Below are 18,165 nucleotides of genomic sequence, written 5' to 3'. Positions count from 1 at the left end.
GACTCCTTGATTTGTGTCTCTGATTCAGAAAGTTTCTTTGCTTGCTGTGCCATCAGCTGACCGCCAGCAGGGCGGCCAACGCCGGACGCACGCCCTGCTCACGGATCGCCGTGCGGTACTGCCAGTACTCCTCGCGCACCTCAGGCACCCGTCCTAGCTGACCAAAGATCGCCTCGATGTCCAACATGGCGGATTCGGCGCCAGCCTCCTCGCGTCTTGCTGCCGCGAGCAGTTCGGGCAACCGTGCGTCGGTGACGTACGCGCCTTCGGTGACCAGCGCATCGGCAATCCAAACGCCCCACGAGGCCAGGGCGAACAGTCCATACCGGTTCGGGGGTCGATCAATGCCGTCTATGAGCACTGGCACGATGAACTTGGGAATCCGATCCGACGAGCTCACCACTTGTCGCGCGAGCGTGTCGCGCACGGCGGCGGACCCAAAGCGGGCGATCAGGTCCGTGCAGTACTCATCAAGATCCACACCCGGCACGGGCTCAAGGGTGTTCCGCGCCTCTCGCATCCACCCCTCCACCAGCGCCACGATCTGCTCGTCGTGACACGCGTCGTCGACCCACGTCAGTCCCGCGAGCAGCGCCGGATAACTCATCACCTGGTGGGAGGCGTTAAGCAGACGGAGCTTCATCAACTCGTAGGGCTGGACATCCTTGACCAGTTGCGCACCTGCCGACTCCCACTCCGGCCGCCCTGCGGGGAAGTCGTCCTCAAGCACCCACTGCAGGAATGACTCCGCGCGCACCGGCCAGCGATCCTCGACGCCGGTGTCTAGGGCAACTGCCCGCCGCACGTCATCTGTGGTGCCCGGCGTGATCCGGTCCACCATGGAGCTGGGGAACGCCACGTTCTCTGCGATCCACATGGCAAGTTCGGGGTCCATCGCCTCTGCCACCGCCAGCAATGCCGTCCGCGCCACGCGTCCGTTGTGCTGCACGTTGTCACAGGACAACACTGTGAATGGGGCGTGACCGCTACGCCGACGCCTCCGCAGCGCCTCAGCGATGAGACCAAACGCGCTCGTAGGCACCTCCGCACCGGCCATGTCGGCACGCGTGGCGTCGTCGACGGGGGTGAACTCGCCTGTGGCGTCGTCAATCCCGTACCCACCTTCGGTGATGGTGAGCGACACAATGCGAACAGCCGGATCCGACATCTGTTTCAACACGGCCTCGGTGTCATCCGGCGCATGCAGGTAGCGGACGATGCTCCCCACCGCCCTCACCTCCTCGCCGCCCTGCGGGTCCACGGTAGTCAACGTGTAGAGCCCTCCCTGAGGCACGAGCGCGTCGCGAGTTGGCGCGTCGGCGCCACGGACGCCCACACCGCAGATGCCCCACTGAGGATCGTCCGCCAGCAGCATGTCAACATAGAGTGCCTCGTGCGAACGATGAAACGCCCCGACGCCGATGTGTACGATTCCGACGCGAACGTCAGCGCGGTTGTAATCCGGCACCTTGACGTGTGGCGCGAGCCTAGAGAGAGTGCTTTCGCTAAGCATCGTCATGAGTCCAGGTCCTCGGGTTGGGGCAATGACCTTTGGGTGGCAGTGGGTGGCGCGCCTGTGACGCGGATGATCAAGTCGGCACCGTCTCGTGTGGCGATCACCGTCTGCGCATTGGGCACATCCACAGTCGCCACCCAGTTCCGGGCCGCCTCGCGCTCATGGCCATGCCCCACACGGCGCCCCTCGAGTCGGCGGCGGACTTCGTCAAGTTCCACATCGATGTACCAAACCTCGTCGAGAAGCTCACGCACCGCGGGCCAGCCGTCCGTGTCGGACAGGAGGTAATTTCCCTCAGTGACGACAAGCGGAGTCGCGGCGACCACGGCTTGCGCACTGCCAATAGACTGCTCGATCTCGCGGTCGAATCGGGGGGCGTACACCAATTCTTCGCGGTCCCTAATACGGCGGAGCAAGGCGACGTAGCCGGCCACGTCAAAGGTGTCGGGGGCGCCCTTGCGGTCTCGGCGTCCCAGTTCTACGAGGCGCTCGTTCGCGAGGTGGAATCCGTCCATAGGAACGACGACCACTTGGTCTCCTAGTGCGGAACCGAGCGCCGTCGTCAACGTCGACTTTCCGGACCCCGGCGGTCCCACCACACCAAGCATCGTGCGTCCAGGATTCTCGAGAAGCGTCCGAGCGCGCTCCACGAACTCGTCGCACGTCAGAGTAACAACGTTGTCGTCGTTGAAACTTGGCATCTTTGCCTCCTCGAATACGCCCATTATCTGGTGTCACTGATTGCAAGGTTACGCTGTGATGACATCGGTGTCACCCACCATATGACACCGATGTCATAATTGGCTAATCTACTGATTGAGACAGCGCTGTCCAGCGATTCGGTTGGCCAGTCCGCCATCCTTGAGAACGGGAATCACCATGACTGATTTTGAACAGCGCCCCATCCTGGTCACCGGAGCCACGGGGGGCATCGGGGGCGCAATCGTGCGCCACCTCGTCGCGGCGAATGCGGACGTGATTGCCACCGGCCGCACCTCCGCGAGTCTCGAGCCCATCGCCTCAAGCACAGGTTGCCGCACGTTGGCGTTCGACCTCACGTCAGAGGAGGAGATTGCCGACGCGCTCGGCGACCTGGACGTGTGGGGCGTGGTGAACTGTGGCGGTTTTGGCGGCGAGATCGCCACCCCAATGGAGACTGACATCGATATATTCGACAAGGTGATGTCCGTCAACGCGCGCGGCACACTCCTCGTCACCAAGTACACATCGCGTTCCATGATCCGATTGGGCCGCGGTGGAGCGATCGTCAACATCTCGAGCCAAGCGTCACTGGTCGCCCTGGCGAACCACATCTCGTACGGATCCTCCAAGGCCGCGGTCGACAACATCACGCGCGTCAGCGCACTCGAGCTCGGCAAGTACGCCATCCGCGTCAACAGTGTCCACCCCACCGTGGTGATGACCGAGATGTCGGAGTTCTACTGGGGACGTCCCGAAATCGGCGAGCCGTTCCTCGCCCAAATGCCGCTAGGCCGCTGGGCGACGCAGGATGAGATCGCCGCACCGGTAGTGTTTCTCCTGAGCGACGGAGCATCAATGATTTCCGGGGCGCACCTGCCGATCGATGGCGGCTTCACTGCCGTCTAGGAGAAGATCAGCAGTGGCACTGGGAGCGACCGGCGCGAATGTTCAATTGCCGAGCGATCCGAGGAGGCGGCACCCGATGGTGAGCATGCGCGACGTTGCCCGCGAGGCGGGCGTGTCTATTAAGACAGTGTCGCGCGTCCATACAGGAGACCCCCAGGTAGCTCCCGAGACCCGAGAACGAGTCGAACGCGCCATCGCAGACCTTGGCTACGTCGCCAACGGATTGGCCTCCACGTTCCGCCAGGGCCGCTCACCCGTCATCGGAATCGCCGTGCCGGACATCAGCGATCCGTTCTTCGCGGCTCTGGTCCAGGGCATTGACGCGGTCGCCGCCAACAATCACTTGATTACGGTGGTCGCGTCCATTGCAGACCAGGAACTCGAGCAGGAACGCGTCGAGGCGCTCCTGAGCAGGCGCCTTCAGGGCTTTGTGCTTGCTCCTAGTAGCGATGACCAGGCGTACTTGGCCCCGTGGACAGCGCAATTGCCCATAGTTTTTGTAGATCGACAGCCAGTGCACTTGAGCGTCGACTGGATCGAGTCCGATGACGAGCGTGGCGCGCACCGGGCCGTGAGTCACCTGATTGGGCTCGGGCATCGGCGCGTGGCGTTCTTAGGTGACACCACCATCGTCTCCACCACGCGCGCCCGTCAAGCGGGCTACCGGGGGGCGATACAGGACGCGGGCTTGGAGTACGACCCCGCGCTTGAAGTTGTCGCCGCATCAAATCCAGCGGCGACGAGCGAGGCGCTGGCAGCGCTGCTGTCGAGGCCAGAGCCTCCGACGGCCATCTTCTCCTCCAACCCCCGCACCACCATGGCCCTGGCTCCCGCTCTCCGTGACCTGCCGTTGGCGATCGTGTCGTTCGGCGACTTCCCCCTTGCCGATGCCCTGCACCCGGCAATTTCTGCCATGGCGCAGAACCCACGCCGGATTGGCGAGCTGGCCGCACAACGTTTGCTAGACCGCATCGACAACCCCGACGGCGAGTACCCGCGCCGGGTTGAAGTCGCCACTGAGTTGATCATCCGCGAGTCGAGTAGCGCTCCAGCAACGAAGTAGTCCGCTGCCGCCAAGTAGGGGGAAACTCGACGACAGCGGACGGTCTATCTCCGGCGCGCTAGGCGCGGTCTACCGCAGCCTGCAATTCCCGCAGACGCGGGACGGCGCGAGACGTCAGCAGCTCCGCACGGACGTCGTGGCTCACGGACAGGCTGTCCTTCCACAACGAACGGCCGGCCATGGCTCCGCTGGCGCCATTCGCCACCGCGGTACGCACCTGCCCGATGAACGTGGTGTGGTCAACGCCGGCCGACAGCACGGCCCACGGCACTCCGTCGGCTGCTTCGTTGACCGCGATGCAGGCCTCGGCAGATCCGGGGTACTGAAGCTTCAGTACCTTGGCGCCGCACTCGACTGAGACGCGCGTCGCGTCGGCAATCAGGCCCGGCAGCTTGGCGGCGTACTCTTCTTCACTCTCGTCCTCAAGCCGATACGTCAGGATCTCAACGATCAGCAGCAGGCCGGCCGCCTCGCACGCGGAAACGAGATCTTTAATCTCCTGACCCACGCGCGAACTCGCGTCCTGGCGGTCTGGACGCATGTACCAGAGCATCTTCGCGACGTCGCCGCCGAGGTCCAGCACCGTCTGCGGAGTGACCCCGTCAACAAAACGAGTGAAGCGAAGACCATCGATCTCCTCGAAGCCAGACGCGTCCATGCCGACCACTAACGCAGTGTCGCGCGTCAGCACGCCGTTGTCGGGGATGGCGGGCAACGCGACCTCGGGGTCGAGCAGGATCGCCGATGCTTCGTTGCCGAGGTAGCGGACCAAGTCGGCCTTGGCGTCAGCGAGTTCCTCTTGCGTGACTGCGCCGTTGGGGCCATCCGTCATGACAGCCTTCATTCCGTTGCGCTGGTCCGCCGCGACGATGAGCATGTTGCCGGATGCCGTCGAGATGGCGGCCATTGCGCGCTTCTCCCGAGTGTTTAGTTCATTCCTAGCCATGGTTATCTCCATTTAGTAGTGGGGTCAGGTCTTGGTGTCATGCCAACTGCACTCAGTGCGAGTTGGCCGCGGCGGTCTCCAATAGGGCACTCGCCGCCATCGCTGCGCCAAAGGCGGTGTCCTGCGAACGCGCGGAAACCCGCAGGTTGGGCAGGACCTGGGTACGGGCCTTGCGGACGCTTTCCATCGCGCCCCAGCCGCCCGAAAGCAAGGTGGACGTTGCGGGGGGAACCTCGCGGTTCATCGCCTCCAGCAAGACTTCGATCTCGTCGTTGCCGTGCAGGAGCACTGCCCGGAACACCTCGGGCGGAGTCACCCCGTCCGCGGGAATCGTGAGCGACAGCACGCCGTCGTCATTGCGAGCCCCCTTCACCACGATGGAACCTGCCGGCAGGTAGCCTCCGGGGGGCAAAGCGCAGACCTGGCGGTCAAGCTCTTCCCTACCCTGCGAGTCGCTGATGCCAAAGAGGTGGAGGCTGCGTCGCATCAGTAGACCGGTCTTGACCCCGGCCACGAGCACGAACTGGCCGTCTACGACGTGCCGGACACAGTTGATGAGGTACTCCGCCAGACGTTCGCGCGCTGCACGCGACGGCGGCTCGTCCAGCACCCGCAGAATCACCTCGGCCGTTCCCATCGACACCTGGTACTGAGACCCGGGGATGGTTCCGCCAGACACCGCGGCCACCAAGTGATCGTGGCCTGCGACGGTCACGGCCGCGCCACGAATGACGGCGGGAATCCAGTCCCGTTCCGCGAAGCCGAGACTCGCCCCTGCCGGCACCAAAGGCGGCACGAACGACTCGGCGACCCCCAGGTAGGCGAGCATCTCCGGCCATGCGCGGCCAGTGTCCTGGTCGAGCAGCCCCGTACGGGACGCGAGGGACATTTCCGATGCTGGCTGGGCACCAAGTTCGGAAGCGACGAATTCGGGGAGATTGAGCCAGCGCAAGTTGGCAAGGTCGAGTCCACGGTCGCGCAAGAAGAGTATTTTCGCCACGGATACCTGGGCGCCAAGCGGCAGGCCCGTCCGGCCAGCAAAGTCCGCTCGCAAGTCCCGCGGCATTGCGGCGACTTGCTCGGTGCCGCGAGGGTCAAACCAGGCGAAGGCCGGAGCTACCGCCTTGGCATTACCGTCGACCAGGTACCCCGTCTCACCCATGCCCGAGACCGCAATGGAGGAGATACGAGCCCCCGCGTCTCCTGCGTGCCGAGCCACAGCATCGGCCGCCGTCTCGAGGAGTGAACTCACAGCAGCCATTAGTGCTGCCGATTCGAGCTCAGTGGTGCCACCCGGGCCGGTGACCCAAGGCGTGGGCCGCTGCTCCACGAGCACCTCTGCGCCCGCGTGATCAAGGACCAAAATCTTGACGCCGGTACTACCCAAATCGAGGCCGGCTACGAAGTGTGCGGGCATGGCGATCCCTTCTCAGGTGTGGTGGGGGTCTTACTGGGCGCGCGCTCTTGTCGTCGCCGCCCGGGGGGGGTGGTCCTCCCGGGCGTGTTGCCGGGAGGACCACCGTGGTGCGTGGTTGAACTAGCAGGTGGACGCGTAGAGCGCCGCCTGGCCTTCTTCCGTTCCAAGGGTTTCCTTGGTGATGATCGAGAATCCGGTCTGGATCTTCGCCTCGGTAGGCTCGCCCTTAAGGGCCGCGACTGCCTGCTCGACGCCCTGGTAACCGATCTGGTAGGGCTGCTGAGCGATCAGAGCCTGGACGGTGCCGTCCTCGAGTGCCTCAACCTGTGCGGGGCCGGCGTCAAAGCCGACAACCTGCACTTCACCGGCAACGCCAGCCTGCTCGATGCCGGTAGCGGCACCTTCAGCGCTGAAGATGTTGGTGGCGAAGATGGCCTTGAGGTCGGGGTAACGCTGGAGCGTCGAGGTGACGATCTCAGCAGCCTTTGCCGGCTCGTTCTTGGCGTACTGCACGCCCACGTACTCGAATGAGTCGTCAGCGTTGACCGCTTCCTCGAAGCCCTGGACGCGAGCGTCCGAGGTCGAGATTCCGGGCTGATTGTCGATGACGAGCACCTGACCGCCGTCGGGCACCATCTCCTTGATGGCTGCGAACGCTGCCGCGCCGCCGCCCACGTTGTCCGAGGCAATCTCGGAGACCGCGAAGGAGGGGTCCTCGACTGTGGTGTCGACGAGGACGATCTCGCTGCCCTCAGCGGCCTCTTCAAGCGGGCGCTGCAGTGCCGAGATGTCGTTCGGCGCGATCAGGATTGCGTCAGGGCTGGTTGCCATGACGGAGGCGACGATGGGCTGCTGAAGCGCGGGGTCCCACTTCTGGCCACCCTGGACACTGACATCGATGCCGCCAAGGTCCTCAGCTGCAGCGCGCACGCCACATTCCATCGAGATGTAGAAGTTGTCGCCAATGACGCCCTGGATAAAGGCGACACTGAGCTCATCGGTTGACGAACCAGCCTCAGCGCTGGAGCTACTTGCGGCGGAGTCGGTGGACTCCGATTCAGTCTCGCTCGACGTTGAGCAAGCAGCTAGTGTGAACGCCATTGCGGCAGCCACGGAAGCTACCTTGATGGTGGTGTTGTGACGCATTTCTAACTTTCCCTTCGGTTGGTGTTGCGATTGCGGTGAGAAATTCTTGAATACAGAGATGTTCGAGTGGTGCCCCGGGAACTCGCGGCTCTTCGTGTCTGGTCGACGTAGACGGCGCCAACGAGGAAGGCCCCCACGACTACCTGCTGCCAGTAGGGCTCGACGCCTAGAATCACGAAGCCGTTGCGCAGCGTGGCGGGGATAAAGAGTCCGACCAGCGTTCCGAATACGGTGCCGATGCCGCCAAAGAGGCTCGTTCCACCGATGACGACACCCGCGATGACATCCAGGTTGGTGAGGCTGTGGCCGGCGATCGTGGTGGAGCGGAAGAACGACAGGTTCAGCACCCCGGCAAGACCCGCAAGGAGTCCCGCGAAGGCATAGACCTTGATGAGCTGTCGGTCAACGTTGATGCCTACGCGTCGGCAAGCCTCGGCGTTGGAGCCAACGGCGGACGTACGCAGACCAAAGCGCGTGTGGTTCAGCAAGATGATGCCGATGATCACCACGGTGGTGGCGATGATGACGAGGCTGGGGACCCCAAACAGGCTTCCAAAGCCGACCGTGTCGACCAGGACATCTGGCGACGCCCTCAGGTCGATGCCGCCGGTGAGGACCTGGGACAGGCCCAATGCCGCGCCGAAGGTACCAAGTGTCACGATCATCGGAGGCACCTTGGCCTTGGCGACAAGGAACCCGTTCAGTAGCCCCCAAGCGAGACCAGACGCGAGGGCCGCGATGATGCCCAGGAGGGCGACGCCCCACCCTTGTCCCGTCCCCACGTTCTCCATCACCATGGACGCGACCACGCCGCTGAAGACGAGTACTGAGCCCATGGAGAGGTCGATGCCGCCGGTGACGATGATGAATGTGGTGCCCACACCCAGAATCGCGAGGATCGAAACGCTGATCGCGATGTTGCGGAAGTTGGAAACAGACAGGAAGGCGTCGGGGCTCAGCACCGAGAAGATCACCACGATCGCCAACCAGACCAACACAATCTGCATTGCCTGCGACTTGATCGCGTCGCCAAGGCGGGACGTGAACGGCTGTCGGATCACGCTGTCTTCGGTCTCGCGGAGCTTGACCGTGTCTTCGGTTTCGAGGCTCATGCTGCTTCCTTTCCATCGAGGGCGCCGGTCATGGCTCCCACGAGCTCCTCGACGTTCGTGCTCTTTGCGTCCATGACGGCCACTCGCTTGCCATGACGCAAGACGTGCACGCGATCCGCGACGTCGAGTACGTGCGGCATGGAGTGGCTGATGAGCACGACGGCGATTCCCTTGTCACGGATGCGGCGGATGAGGTCCATGACGCCTTTGGTCTGAACCACACCTAGTGCGGCCGTGGGCTCGTCGAGGAAGATCACTTCGCTGGCCCACGCTGCGGCACGCGCCACGGCGATGGCCTGACGCTGTCCACCGGACATTCCGCCGACTGGCCCGGAGAAGTTACGCACCGTAGCGCCCAGTTCGGAGAACGCGCGCTTGCCCTCGTTCTTCATGGCGGAGCGCTGCATGAATCCGAGCGCACCCATGACGCCCGGCTTCATGAGCTCGCGTCCCAGATACATGTTCTGAATGGGGTCAAGGTGGTTTGCCAGAGCGAGGTCCTGGAACACCGTCTCAATGCCACGGCTTCGAGCATCAGTCGGAGTCTCGAGTTGAATGGGCTCGCCGTTGAACAGAATCTGACCACCGTTTGGCTGCTCGGCCCCGGACAGGATGCGGACGAGCGTAGATTTACCCGCACCGTTGTCACCGATGAGTGCCGAGATCTCGCCCGGATACACATCGAAGTTGGCGCCCTCTAGCGCACGTACCGATCCGTATGAGCGTGAAATGTCTCGCGCTTCGTAGATTGGTGTTGTCATCGTTGACCCCTTCCTGAGGTTCTTGCCGCACTGGTCATGTCCACTCCTTTGTCGATTCGCCAGATGTTCTAGGTAGCGCGCGCGGGTATCGCGGCGCTTGAGTTCTGAGTTGTGGGGCGCGGCGGCAATTCGCCGGAACCGCGCACAATCAAGCCCGCCGGAACCACGATCGGCTCCGTGGAGACGTCGAGTGCTCCCGGCTTGAGCCGGGCCAACAGCGTTTCCGCCGCAATCTGACCCAGCCGGTGGGGCGAGTGGTCGATTGCCGTAATGGCAGGCGTGAGACTCTCCGCCATGGGGAAGTCTCCGAATGCGAGGAATGCCGTGTCCGTACGTCCCACTAAGTGCAGGGCGGGTACTACACCGATGGACAGACGGGTGTTGGTCGCAATCAGGGCTGTAGGGGGTTGGTCAAGCGCAAACAGTTGGTTGATGGCGTCGCGTACGTAGCTCTCATCCAGGCAGTCATCACGCACCAAGTCGGGATCAAAAGTGATCCCGCCGTCCTCCATGGCCTGCCGGAAGCCTGCGTGACGGTCTCGGGTGGTTGGCACGGACTGCGAGTCACTCACGATTGCGATGCGGCGATGCCCGTGGCTCGTGAGGTGCTTCCCGGCAATACGGGCAAGGCCAAAGTCATCCGAGACCACGGACTGCGAGCCAGGAAACTCGCCGACTCTGTCGACGAACACCACGGGCAGGTCTCCCAGGCGCAGGCCCACGAGGCTGTCTTCGGTGCACGGCATCACAATGACCCCAGCGCAACGACGCTGCTGGAAGTCCTGGACGATGGCTCGCTCGCGGCTCACGTCGCGGTGACTGGAGGTGATGAGCACTTGATATCCCGCGTCCGACAAGCGGGATTCGATGCTGGCGACCAACGAGGCCACGAACACATCGCCGATTCCCTCGACGACTACCCCCACACTGCGATCGCGGCCGGCGCGAAGCGAGCGGGCTGCCGGGTCTGGACGGTAGTCGAGCTCCCGCATGGCCTCAAGCACCTTGGCGCGAGTAAGCGGGGCGACGCTCGGGTCGTTGTTAAGCACCCGTGAGGCGGTCTTGATGGAGACCTCGGCCATCATGGCGACGTCTCGCAAGATGGGTTCCTTGTGGCTCTTCACGATGCCGCCCCCGGGTTCGCATCCGCAGCGAGGATGACGGTTGCACATGCCGACTGTGAGCCAGTTGCGAGCATCTTCATCACCCTCCTCATCGAGGCATGTCATCGTTGTCATTGGAACAGCGATTCCCATCATGGGGCGCTATGACACCGATGTCAAGCGGTATTTGACATCGGTGTCATCTTTGTTGCAAAGACGTGACATTTGGGGGCAATCGGACAGCCGCGTTCACACGTGCGCCATCGCGACAGCACGCCGTCAGCGCAATCCGCGCTGCGCGGAGAGTGACCTACCTGGTAGGTAGGGGAAGTGCCGCGGCGATGCGGGTCACCTGGTCCTGCGGATCATCGGCGCCGTCGATCTCAATGTGTCCCACGCTAGGTGGCCCGAGATTCACGGACGTCAGGTAGCGGTCAGGATTGGCGACCTTCTCCGCGTCGCGTGCCGCACCGCGCGCAATCAATCGTTCGATGAGCAGCTCGGGCTCGAGGCGAATCCACACCAAGTGGACCTGCCCACCCGCGTCACTGAGCCGTGATTCCAACCGCTTCCAAGCCGCGGCATCGGCGCGCTCCGCCGTAAAGGGCGCAATCAGGATGACCGAAGCTCCCCCGCGGAGGCAGTCCGAGGCGACCTGCAGCAAGCATTCGTAGCGTGCGTCTCTCGTGAGGGCGGCGACGCGCGGATCAGAGTAATCCGACGTCCCGATCGACTTCATGATCACGTCGACCAGCGGGTTCGTCATCGAGTCTTGGTCCAGGACCGCGGCACCGATCTCGCGTCCGAGCGCCATCGCAGTTGTCGACTTTCCCGACGCAGGGGCACCAGTCATCACTATTGCCAGGGGGTAGTCGCTCACCCTCGTACCTTAACCTCACGGCGATCCAACCCCAGTCCGATGACTGACAGTTTGCCGCGGCCGGGCCGGCCACGCTCGACTGGCTACATGCGTGCGCTCACGCACGGACCAGCCTCGAAACGCAAGAAAGCCCCAGTCCGAAGACTGGGGCTTTCTTATTGTGCGCGAGGGGGGACTTGAACCCCCACGTCCTTTCGAACACACGGACCTGAACCGTGCGCGTCTGCCAATTCCGCCACTCGCGCTGGCCGAGAAACTCTAACACGAATTGTTGCGCATATACGATGTGACCATGGGAGTACTAGACCGGTTCGAGAAGGGCGTCGAGAACGCCGTTCAAACGGCGTTTGCGAAATCGTTCAAGTCCGGTGTCAAGCCGGTTGAACTCGCCGCCGCGCTCAAGCGGGAGGCCGATGCCCGCGCGGCTGTAGTCGACCGTAGCCGGACGGTAACGCCCAACGAATACTCGATCTCACTGTCGGCCACGGACTACGAGACCGTGACCGGCTGGGGCGAGGACGCCATGCAGCACGAGCTCGAGGAGGCGCTGCAGGTCCACGCGGAGCGCCAGCGCTACAGCTTTGTGGGATCGGTAGGCGTCGAGTTCACCAAGGACGACTCCCTCGCAACCGGCCGCTACGCGGTGGTTTCCCGCACCACTCGCGGCCCGGTGGCCCCGGCGACGAGCCGCGATTCGCAGTCACGCTTCCCGCTGCTCGACGTGGATGGCATGCGCTACAACCTCACCGGCGACAACACCACGGTGGGCCGCGGCTCCGAGTCGGACATCGTCGTGGACGATTCTGGGGTCTCCAGGCAGCACATTCGGTTCGAAGTGACGCCCCATGGCACCATCCTCACGGATCTGGGCTCAACAAACGGTACCTTCGTGGAAGACCAACGAATCAACGAAGTGACGCTGCTAGACGGCAACGCCATCACTATTGGACGAACCACCATCATGTACTGGGATGGGATTGCCGCGGACGGAGAAGACTAGGCGATGAGCCAAATCTCGATCACGCTCCTGCGACTGGGGTTTCTGATCCTTCTTTGGGCTTTGGTTTTGTCCGCAATTGGCGTTCTCCGCGCGGACCTCTACGGCACGCGTGTTACCTCGCGCGGTAAGGGCATGAACCGCCGCAAGACCGATGGCCGTGCGGACAAGATGGCCACGCCATCCCGCGCGTCAACCGGTATTCGCACCGGCGGCATGTCTCCTCGGGAGTCCACCGCCGCTCACCTCGCCGTGACGGCCGGCCCGCTCAAGGGCACCACGATTCCGCTCGGTAGCGCTCCCGTCATGATCGGCCGTGCCGCCACGTGCACCGTAGTGATCGAGGACGACTACTGCTCCTCGCGTCACTGCCGCGTCTACCCCGACGGTGGTCAGTGGATGGTCGAGGACCTCGGTTCCACCAACGGCACGTTCCTGTCCAACCAGCGCGTAGACGACCCGGTGCCGTTCCACCTGGGCGACAAGCTCTCGCTCGGTGCCACCACGATCGAACTGAGGTCGTGACGTGTTTCTAGGAATCAACTTTGCCGCGCGCTCCGACGTGGGACTGGTGCGCGCCAACAACCAGGACTCCGGATTCGCCGGTGCTCACTTGCTGTTGGTTGCCGACGGCATGGGTGGCGCGGCCGGCGGAGACATCGCATCGTCCATCGTAATTGGCCGGCTCGCGGAGCTCGATGGGGAGTCCTTGGGCCCGGATGAGGCGCTCGACGAGCTCAAGGAGGCCATCGCCGACGCACACGCGGAGATCGTGCAGCGCGCAAAGAATGACCCCGAGCTCTCCGGCCTCGGCACCACCGTCACCGCGCTCCTTCGCGCGGGATCTTCGCTGGCGATGGCTCACATCGGCGACTCCCGTGCGTATCTGCTGCGCGACGGCGAGTTCGACCAGGTCACCACTGACCACAGCTTTGTTCAGCACCTCGTAGACACCGGTCGCCTCTCCGTGGCCGATGCCGAGAACCACCCCAAGCGATCGATGCTGCTGCGAGTCCTCGGCGACATCGACGCCGACGTGCCCGTCGACATCTCAGTGCGCGAGACGCGTCCCGGCGACCGCTGGATGCTGTGCTCCGACGGGCTGTCCGGCGTCGTCAGCCGCGACACGATCCACCGCACGATGCTCGAGGTCGAGCACCCCGCCGACTGCGCCGATGCACTGGTTTCGCTCGCAATTGCCGCGGGGGCACCGGACAACGTCACCTGCATCATCGGCGACATCGTGGATATCGATGCGTCACCCGACGGCGTGGGTCCTGCCACTGCGTCGCAGATTGTTGGCTCCGCCGCAAGGGATCGTCACCGCCCCTCGCAGGGTGGGCACGGCGCGGCGGGTAAGGCCGCCAAGCTCTCCGCTCACGCGGATCCCGACGACGACGAGGAGCCGTCTTGGTGGGCCTCCACATGGCCAAAGATTCGCCCCTGGTTGTTGCCTGTCATCGCTCTGCTCGCCGTGATTGCCGCCGCGTGGGGCGGCTACGCGTGGACGCAGACGCAGTACTACATAGGCGATCACAACGGTCAGGTGTCCATCTACCGGGGCATCCCTGGCGAGATCGGGCCAATGAACCTGCACAACCTGGTGACCGAGACCACCGTCTCGCTCGATAGCCTGGCCCCGTTCGAGCGCGACCGCATCATCGAGACCATCCGCGTTGACTCTGTCTCGGACGCCTACGAGGTCGTCGGCACGCTCGAGGAAACCAACTAGTGGCTACTGTCGCTGAGATCCGCGTCCACCAAGGACGTAGGTCAGAGGTTGCCCTGCTCGCCATCGCGGTGATGATCGCCGTGTTGGCGCGAGGCCTCGTCGACTATCACGCCGACGTGCTCGAGCTAAGGGATTTAGGGCTCTACGCGCTCACCGCCGTCGCGCTTGCCACCACCGCCCACCTGGTCCTGCGCCGCTACGCGCCGTCCGCGGATACCGTGCTCCTGCCCGCAGTGTTCGCCTTGAACGGCATCGGCATCGCCATGATCCGACGCATCGACTTCGCGTACGCCGAGCGTGGGCGTGACACCACGTTTGGCAACGTACAGATCGGCTGGGCGATCCTTGGGATCGCGCTCATGATCGGCGTGATCCTGCTGGTCCGCGACCACCGTGTCTTGCGCCGCTACACCTACACCGCGGGCTTGGTCGGCCTCATCGGGCTGCTGCTTCCGCTCTTCCCGGTGATCGGCACGGAGATCAACGGCGCCCGCATCTGGATCCACCTGTTTGGGCGTTCGCTCCAGCCCGCCGAGTTCGCCAAGATTGCGCTGGTGATCTTCTTCGCGGGGTACCTGGTCACCAACCGCGACACGCTCGCGCTCGCCGGTCCCAAGATTCTAGGGATCCGCTTCCCCCGTCCGCGGGACATGGGACCACTGGTCCTGGTGTGGCTCGCGTCGATGCTCGTGCAGATCTACGAGCGGGACCTGGGCACCTCGCTACTGTTCTTTGGAATCTTCCTGTCCATGCTTTACGTCGCTACCGAGCGTTTGAGTTGGGTCATCGTGGGGCTCGGAATGTTCGTCGCGGGTGCCGCCTTTGCTGGCACGGTGTTCGCGCACGTCCACTCGCGGTACGAGGCATGGCTGCACGCGCTTGACCCGGCCGTGTACGCATCGGGCGCATCCGAACAACTAGTACGAGGCCTCTTCGGCATGGCCTCCGGCGGGCTGCTCGGTACCGGATTGGGCGAGGGGCGCCCCGACCTGGTGCCTTACGCGGAGTCCGACTTCATCATCTCGTCGCTAGGTGAAGAGTTGGGGTTGACCGGCCTCATGGCCATCCTGACGCTGTACGTGATCATCGTGCAGCGCGCGATGCGCACCGCGATTGGCGTACGCGACGGATTTGGCAAGCTCCTTGCCGTGGGCCTGGGATTCTCGCTCGCCCTCCAGGTGTTCATCGTGGTGGGTGGCGTGACGCGCGTGATTCCGCTCACCGGACTCACCACGCCGTTCCTCGCCTACGGAGGTTCGTCGATGCTCGCGAACTGGATGGTGGTAGGCCTGCTGCTACGTATATCCGATCAGGCACGCCGACCGTCGCAGGTGGTGACGTAGATGAATGAGCCAGTCCGGCGCCTCAGCGTCGTCATCCTTGTCATGTTCCTCGTGCTCATGGCCGGTGCGTCTTATATCCAGGTGATCACCGCAAACGATCTCAATGCCGACGGCCGCAACGTCCGTACGCTGTACCGCGAGTTCGGCTCCTTCCGCGGTCCGTTCGTGGTGGACGGCGAGACGGTCGTGAAGTCCGTTCCCGTCGACGACCCCTTCAACTACCAGCGCACCTACGCGGATGGGCCGCTGTACGCGGCGGCCACCGGTTACTACTCGATCGTCTACGGCCGCTCGGGCCTGGAGCAGACGGAGAACACCCTGCTCAACGGCTCCGACGATGCGCTGTTCTGGAACCGTCTGGGTGACCTGTTTGCCGGGCGCGAGCAGGAGGGCGCCTCGGTATCGATCACGCTTGATTCAACACTGCAGCAAGTGGCCACAGAGCAACTAGGTGACCAGCGCGGTGCCGTCGTCGCACTCGACCCCACCACCGGCGCGATTCTCGCTATGGTCACCTCACCCACGTATGACCCGGCGGCACTTGCGGGACACAACACTGAACAGGTCAACGAGAATTACCAGGAGCTACTCAACGATCCAACTGGACCTCTCGTCAACCGCGCAATAGCCGGAGACACCTATCCCCCGGGTTCAGTCTTCAAGCTGGTGGTGTCCGCCGCCGCGCTCGAGTCCGGCTACAAGCCCGACACCGAGGTTTACGCGCCACAGGAACTTGACCTGCCCGGGACATCGGCAACCATGACCAACTATGGCGGCGAGAAGTGCACCTCGGGAGACACGATGACCCTGGCAGATGCTCTGCGAGTGTCGTGCAACACGGCCTACGCGAACCTCGGCATGTCACTGGGCTGGGGAGTCATCGAGCGCAAGGCCAAGGAGTTCGGCTGGACCGATCAGATCGACATTCCACTGCGCGCCGCCGCCTCCAACTTGCCCGTGGACCCTAACGAAGCTCAGACCGCCATGGCGTCGATCGGCCAGTACGACGACCGTGCCACGCCGCTGCAGATGGCGATGGTCGCGTCGGCGATCGCCAATCAGGGCACCCTGTTGAACCCGTACCTGGTCGACACGGTGCGGGCACCCGACCTGAGCGTGATCCAGAAGACGGAGCCCACCGAATACGGTCAGCCGATGACGCGTGCGGACGCCTCTAAGCTTCGGGACATGATGGTCGGGGTTGTCGACAACGGCACCGGCACCAGAGCCCAGATTCCCGGCGTCAAGGTCGCGGGCAAGACCGGAACTGCGGAGACCGGCACCGACGCTCCGCCGCACACGTGGTTCGTGGGCTTCGCGCCAGCGGACAAGCCCACCATCGCGATTGCCGTGTTGGTGGAGAACGGTGGCGACCTGGGCGCGGCCGGCAAGGACCCGACGGGTGGCGTGGTCGCGGCTCCCATCGCTAAGGCCGTCATGGAGGCCAAACTGGCCGAGGACGGTGACCTCTGATGGGCGCGTTACAACCCGGCACGACCCTCGGCGGACGCTACGTGCTTCGTTCGCTCCTCGCTGTAGGCGGCATGGGAGAGGTCTGGCGAGGAGCCGACAGTGAGCTCGATCGCGAGGTCGCAGTCAAAGTCCTCAAGGACGGCGCCGCCAAGAACGAGACGTTCCTCAAGCGCTTTCGCAACGAGGCAAAGAACGCCGCGGGCTTGCGCCACCCCAACATCGCGCAGGTCTACGACTACGGCGAGGTGGACGGCACGCCCTATCTGGTCATGGAACTGGTCGAAGGTGAGCCGCTGTCCACCATCCTGGAACGCGAGCGCACGCTGAGCGAACGTCGCCTCGTCACCGTCCTGCGCCACACGTGCAACGGCCTTCAAGCAGCCCACGACGCCGGCGTCATGCACCGCGACATCAAGCCCGGAAATCTGCTGGTCCAGGAGCACGACATGGTCAAGGTCACGGACTTCGGCGTGTCGCGCGGGATGGACCAGACCACGCTCACTGCCACTGGCATGGTGATGGGCACCGCCCAGTACCTGGCGCCCGAGTTAGCACTAGGCAAGGCAGCGACCGCGGCATCGGACCTCTATGCCGTCGGCATCATCGCCTACGAGTCCGTCGTGGGGAGACGTCCGTTCACGGCCGCGAGCGCGGTCGACATTGCGATCGCGCAGGTCAACGATGACGTTCCGCGGCTACCCGCCACGGTAAGCCCGCCGATGGCCAAGGTCATCAACAATCTCCTCGAGAAGAATCCGCGCAAGCGCATCAAGACGGCGGCCGAGTTGGAGCGCCATCTGGCCACTTTCACGTTTGAGGAGCCGTCGCTGGACCCGCTCGAATTGGATCCAGCGGGATCCACGCCCGATGCTGCGGCGGGCACAGCGGATGGCTCACCAACGACTGTGGCCCCTTCCGAACAACGCCCAGCACCGGCCCGCGCCATGCCTCCAAGCATCGCCCCCAAGAGCTACCGTCCGCACCCGGAACGGCCGTCGGGGCCGCGATGACCCTCAACAATGCGACAATGTTCGCGAATACTCGAACCCTTAAGCCAGGGACGTAAGG

17 protein-coding genes and 1 tRNA gene are annotated in these 18,165 nt (G+C 63.8%); 8 read left to right on the top strand and 10 right to left on the bottom strand.

Going from position 1 to position 18,165, the window contains the following annotated elements:
• Positions 1–52: 52 nt before the first annotated feature.
• Together AOP77_RS05490 and AOP77_RS05485 are read right to left on the bottom strand one after the other, a co-directional pair.
• Complete coding sequence (locus tag AOP77_RS05490) at positions 53–1,519, bottom strand: mannitol dehydrogenase family protein (RefSeq protein WP_062210380.1); 1,467 nt, start codon at positions 1,517–1,519, stop codon at positions 53–55.
• On the bottom strand, positions 1,516–2,217 hold the full coding sequence (locus AOP77_RS05485) for a nucleoside/nucleotide kinase family protein (RefSeq protein WP_062211514.1): 702 nt from the start codon (positions 2,215–2,217) through the stop codon (positions 1,516–1,518). Before AOP77_RS05485 ends, AOP77_RS05490 begins: the two co-directional genes overlap by 4 nt.
• 178 nt (positions 2,218–2,395) lie before the next feature.
• On the opposite strand from AOP77_RS05485, the gene AOP77_RS05480 reads away from it, so the two are divergent.
• Both AOP77_RS05480 and AOP77_RS05475 read left to right on the top strand, forming a co-directional pair.
• Positions 2,396–3,124 (top strand): SDR family oxidoreductase, encoded by a 729-nt coding sequence (locus tag AOP77_RS05480; protein WP_062210378.1) that lies wholly within the window; start codon positions 2,396–2,398, stop codon positions 3,122–3,124.
• 76 nt (positions 3,125–3,200) lie between these two features.
• Positions 3,201–4,187 (top strand): LacI family DNA-binding transcriptional regulator, encoded by a 987-nt coding sequence (locus tag AOP77_RS05475; RefSeq protein WP_062210375.1) that lies wholly within the window; start codon positions 3,201–3,203, stop codon positions 4,185–4,187.
• 58 nt (positions 4,188–4,245) lie between these two features.
• Here the strand turns inward: AOP77_RS05475 and AOP77_RS05470 are convergent, their stop codons facing one another.
• The 8 genes from AOP77_RS05470 to AOP77_RS05435 all read right to left on the bottom strand — a co-directional run bounded on the left by AOP77_RS05470 (position 4,246) and on the right by AOP77_RS05435 (position 11,797).
• Complete coding sequence (locus tag AOP77_RS05470; RefSeq protein WP_201774090.1) at positions 4,246–5,133, bottom strand: hypothetical protein; 888 nt, start codon at positions 5,131–5,133, stop codon at positions 4,246–4,248.
• Positions 5,134–5,185: 52 nt separating this feature from the next.
• On the bottom strand, positions 5,186–6,550 hold the full coding sequence (locus tag AOP77_RS05465; protein ID WP_062210370.1) for an FGGY-family carbohydrate kinase: 1,365 nt from the start codon (positions 6,548–6,550) through the stop codon (positions 5,186–5,188).
• 120 nt (positions 6,551–6,670) lie between these two features.
• Positions 6,671–7,696: an ABC transporter substrate-binding protein gene (locus AOP77_RS05460; protein WP_062210366.1), complete on the bottom strand. Its 1,026-nt coding sequence runs from the start codon at positions 7,694–7,696 to the stop codon at positions 6,671–6,673.
• A 2-nt stretch (positions 7,697–7,698) separates the two neighbouring features.
• Positions 7,699–8,808, bottom strand: a complete 1,110-nt coding sequence (locus AOP77_RS05455) for an ABC transporter permease (RefSeq protein ID WP_062210363.1) — start codon at positions 8,806–8,808, stop codon at positions 7,699–7,701.
• Entirely contained in the window at positions 8,805–9,569 is a 765-nt protein-coding gene (locus tag AOP77_RS05450; RefSeq protein WP_062210360.1) for an ATP-binding cassette domain-containing protein, read from the bottom strand. The genes AOP77_RS05455 and AOP77_RS05450 overlap by 4 nt, the downstream gene beginning before the upstream one ends.
• A 68-nt stretch (positions 9,570–9,637) precedes the next feature.
• Complete coding sequence (locus AOP77_RS05445) at positions 9,638–10,798, bottom strand: LacI family DNA-binding transcriptional regulator (RefSeq protein WP_062210357.1); 1,161 nt, start codon at positions 10,796–10,798, stop codon at positions 9,638–9,640.
• Positions 10,799–10,982: 184 nt separating this feature from the next.
• Entirely contained in the window at positions 10,983–11,552 is a 570-nt protein-coding gene (locus AOP77_RS05440; RefSeq protein ID WP_152649782.1) for a P-loop nucleotide/nucleoside kinase family protein, read from the bottom strand.
• A 161-nt stretch (positions 11,553–11,713) separates the two neighbouring features.
• A tRNA-Leu gene (locus tag AOP77_RS05435) sits at positions 11,714–11,797 on the bottom strand.
• Between the two features lie 47 nt (positions 11,798–11,844).
• On the opposite strand from AOP77_RS05435, the gene AOP77_RS05430 reads away from it, so the two are divergent.
• Genes AOP77_RS05430 through AOP77_RS05405 form a run of 6 tightly spaced genes read left to right on the top strand, consistent with a single transcriptional unit; the run spans position 11,845 to position 18,107 of the window.
• A complete protein-coding gene (locus AOP77_RS05430; RefSeq protein ID WP_062210351.1) occupies positions 11,845–12,552 on the top strand; it encodes an FHA domain-containing protein in 708 nt (235 codons plus the stop codon).
• A 3-nt stretch (positions 12,553–12,555) separates the two neighbouring features.
• Positions 12,556–13,074 carry an FHA domain-containing protein FhaB/FipA gene (locus AOP77_RS05425; RefSeq protein ID WP_062210348.1) on the top strand — a complete coding sequence of 173 codons (519 nt, stop codon included), beginning with the start codon at positions 12,556–12,558 and terminating at the stop codon, positions 13,072–13,074.
• A gap of 1 nt (position 13,075) precedes the next feature.
• Positions 13,076–14,281: a PP2C family protein-serine/threonine phosphatase gene (locus AOP77_RS05420; RefSeq protein WP_062210345.1), complete on the top strand. Its 1,206-nt coding sequence runs from the start codon at positions 13,076–13,078 to the stop codon at positions 14,279–14,281.
• Positions 14,281–15,624, top strand: coding sequence for an FtsW/RodA/SpoVE family cell cycle protein (locus AOP77_RS05415; protein WP_062210343.1), 1,344 nt, complete (start codon positions 14,281–14,283; stop codon positions 15,622–15,624). Before AOP77_RS05420 ends, AOP77_RS05415 begins: the two co-directional genes overlap by 1 nt.
• A complete protein-coding gene (locus tag AOP77_RS05410) occupies positions 15,625–17,097 on the top strand; it encodes a peptidoglycan D,D-transpeptidase FtsI family protein (RefSeq protein ID WP_062210339.1) in 1,473 nt (490 codons plus the stop codon).
• Entirely contained in the window at positions 17,097–18,107 is a 1,011-nt protein-coding gene (locus AOP77_RS05405) for a serine/threonine-protein kinase (protein WP_062210335.1), read from the top strand. The genes AOP77_RS05410 and AOP77_RS05405 overlap by 1 nt, the downstream gene beginning before the upstream one ends.
• Positions 18,108–18,165: the final 58 nt, after the last annotated feature.

This window comes from Demequina oxidasica (genome assembly GCF_000975115.1).
GTDB classification, from domain to species: Bacteria; Actinomycetota; Actinomycetes; order Actinomycetales; family Demequinaceae; genus Demequina; species Demequina oxidasica.
This window is presented reverse-complemented; position numbering and strand designations above follow the sequence as displayed.

Bases quoted from the DNA above. Each gene is read 5' to 3' on its own strand.
- AOP77_RS05490 (WP_062210380.1), bottom strand. From the start codon at position 1,519: ATGACGATGCTTAGCGAAAGCACTCTCTCTAGGCTCGCGCCACACGTC.
- AOP77_RS05485 (WP_062211514.1), bottom strand. From the start codon at position 2,217: ATGCCAAGTTTCAACGACGACAACGTTGTTACTCTGACGTGCGACGAG.
- AOP77_RS05480 (WP_062210378.1), top strand. From the start codon at position 2,396: ATGACTGATTTTGAACAGCGCCCCATCCTGGTCACCGGAGCCACGGGG.
- AOP77_RS05475 (WP_062210375.1), top strand. From the start codon at position 3,201: ATGGTGAGCATGCGCGACGTTGCCCGCGAGGCGGGCGTGTCTATTAAG.
- AOP77_RS05470 (WP_201774090.1), bottom strand. From the start codon at position 5,133: ATGGCTAGGAATGAACTAAACACTCGGGAGAAGCGCGCAATGGCCGCC.
- AOP77_RS05465 (WP_062210370.1), bottom strand. From the start codon at position 6,550: ATGCCCGCACACTTCGTAGCCGGCCTCGATTTGGGTAGTACCGGCGTC.
- AOP77_RS05460 (WP_062210366.1), bottom strand. From the start codon at position 7,696: ATGCGTCACAACACCACCATCAAGGTAGCTTCCGTGGCTGCCGCAATG.
- AOP77_RS05455 (WP_062210363.1), bottom strand. From the start codon at position 8,808: ATGAGCCTCGAAACCGAAGACACGGTCAAGCTCCGCGAGACCGAAGAC.
- AOP77_RS05450 (WP_062210360.1), bottom strand. From the start codon at position 9,569: ATGACAACACCAATCTACGAAGCGCGAGACATTTCACGCTCATACGGA.
- AOP77_RS05445 (WP_062210357.1), bottom strand. From the start codon at position 10,798: ATGACATGCCTCGATGAGGAGGGTGATGAAGATGCTCGCAACTGGCTC.
- AOP77_RS05430 (WP_062210351.1), top strand. From the start codon at position 11,845: ATGGGAGTACTAGACCGGTTCGAGAAGGGCGTCGAGAACGCCGTTCAA.
- AOP77_RS05425 (WP_062210348.1), top strand. From the start codon at position 12,556: ATGAGCCAAATCTCGATCACGCTCCTGCGACTGGGGTTTCTGATCCTT.
- AOP77_RS05410 (WP_062210339.1), top strand. From the start codon at position 15,625: ATGAATGAGCCAGTCCGGCGCCTCAGCGTCGTCATCCTTGTCATGTTC.
- AOP77_RS05405 (WP_062210335.1), top strand. From the start codon at position 17,097: ATGGGCGCGTTACAACCCGGCACGACCCTCGGCGGACGCTACGTGCTT.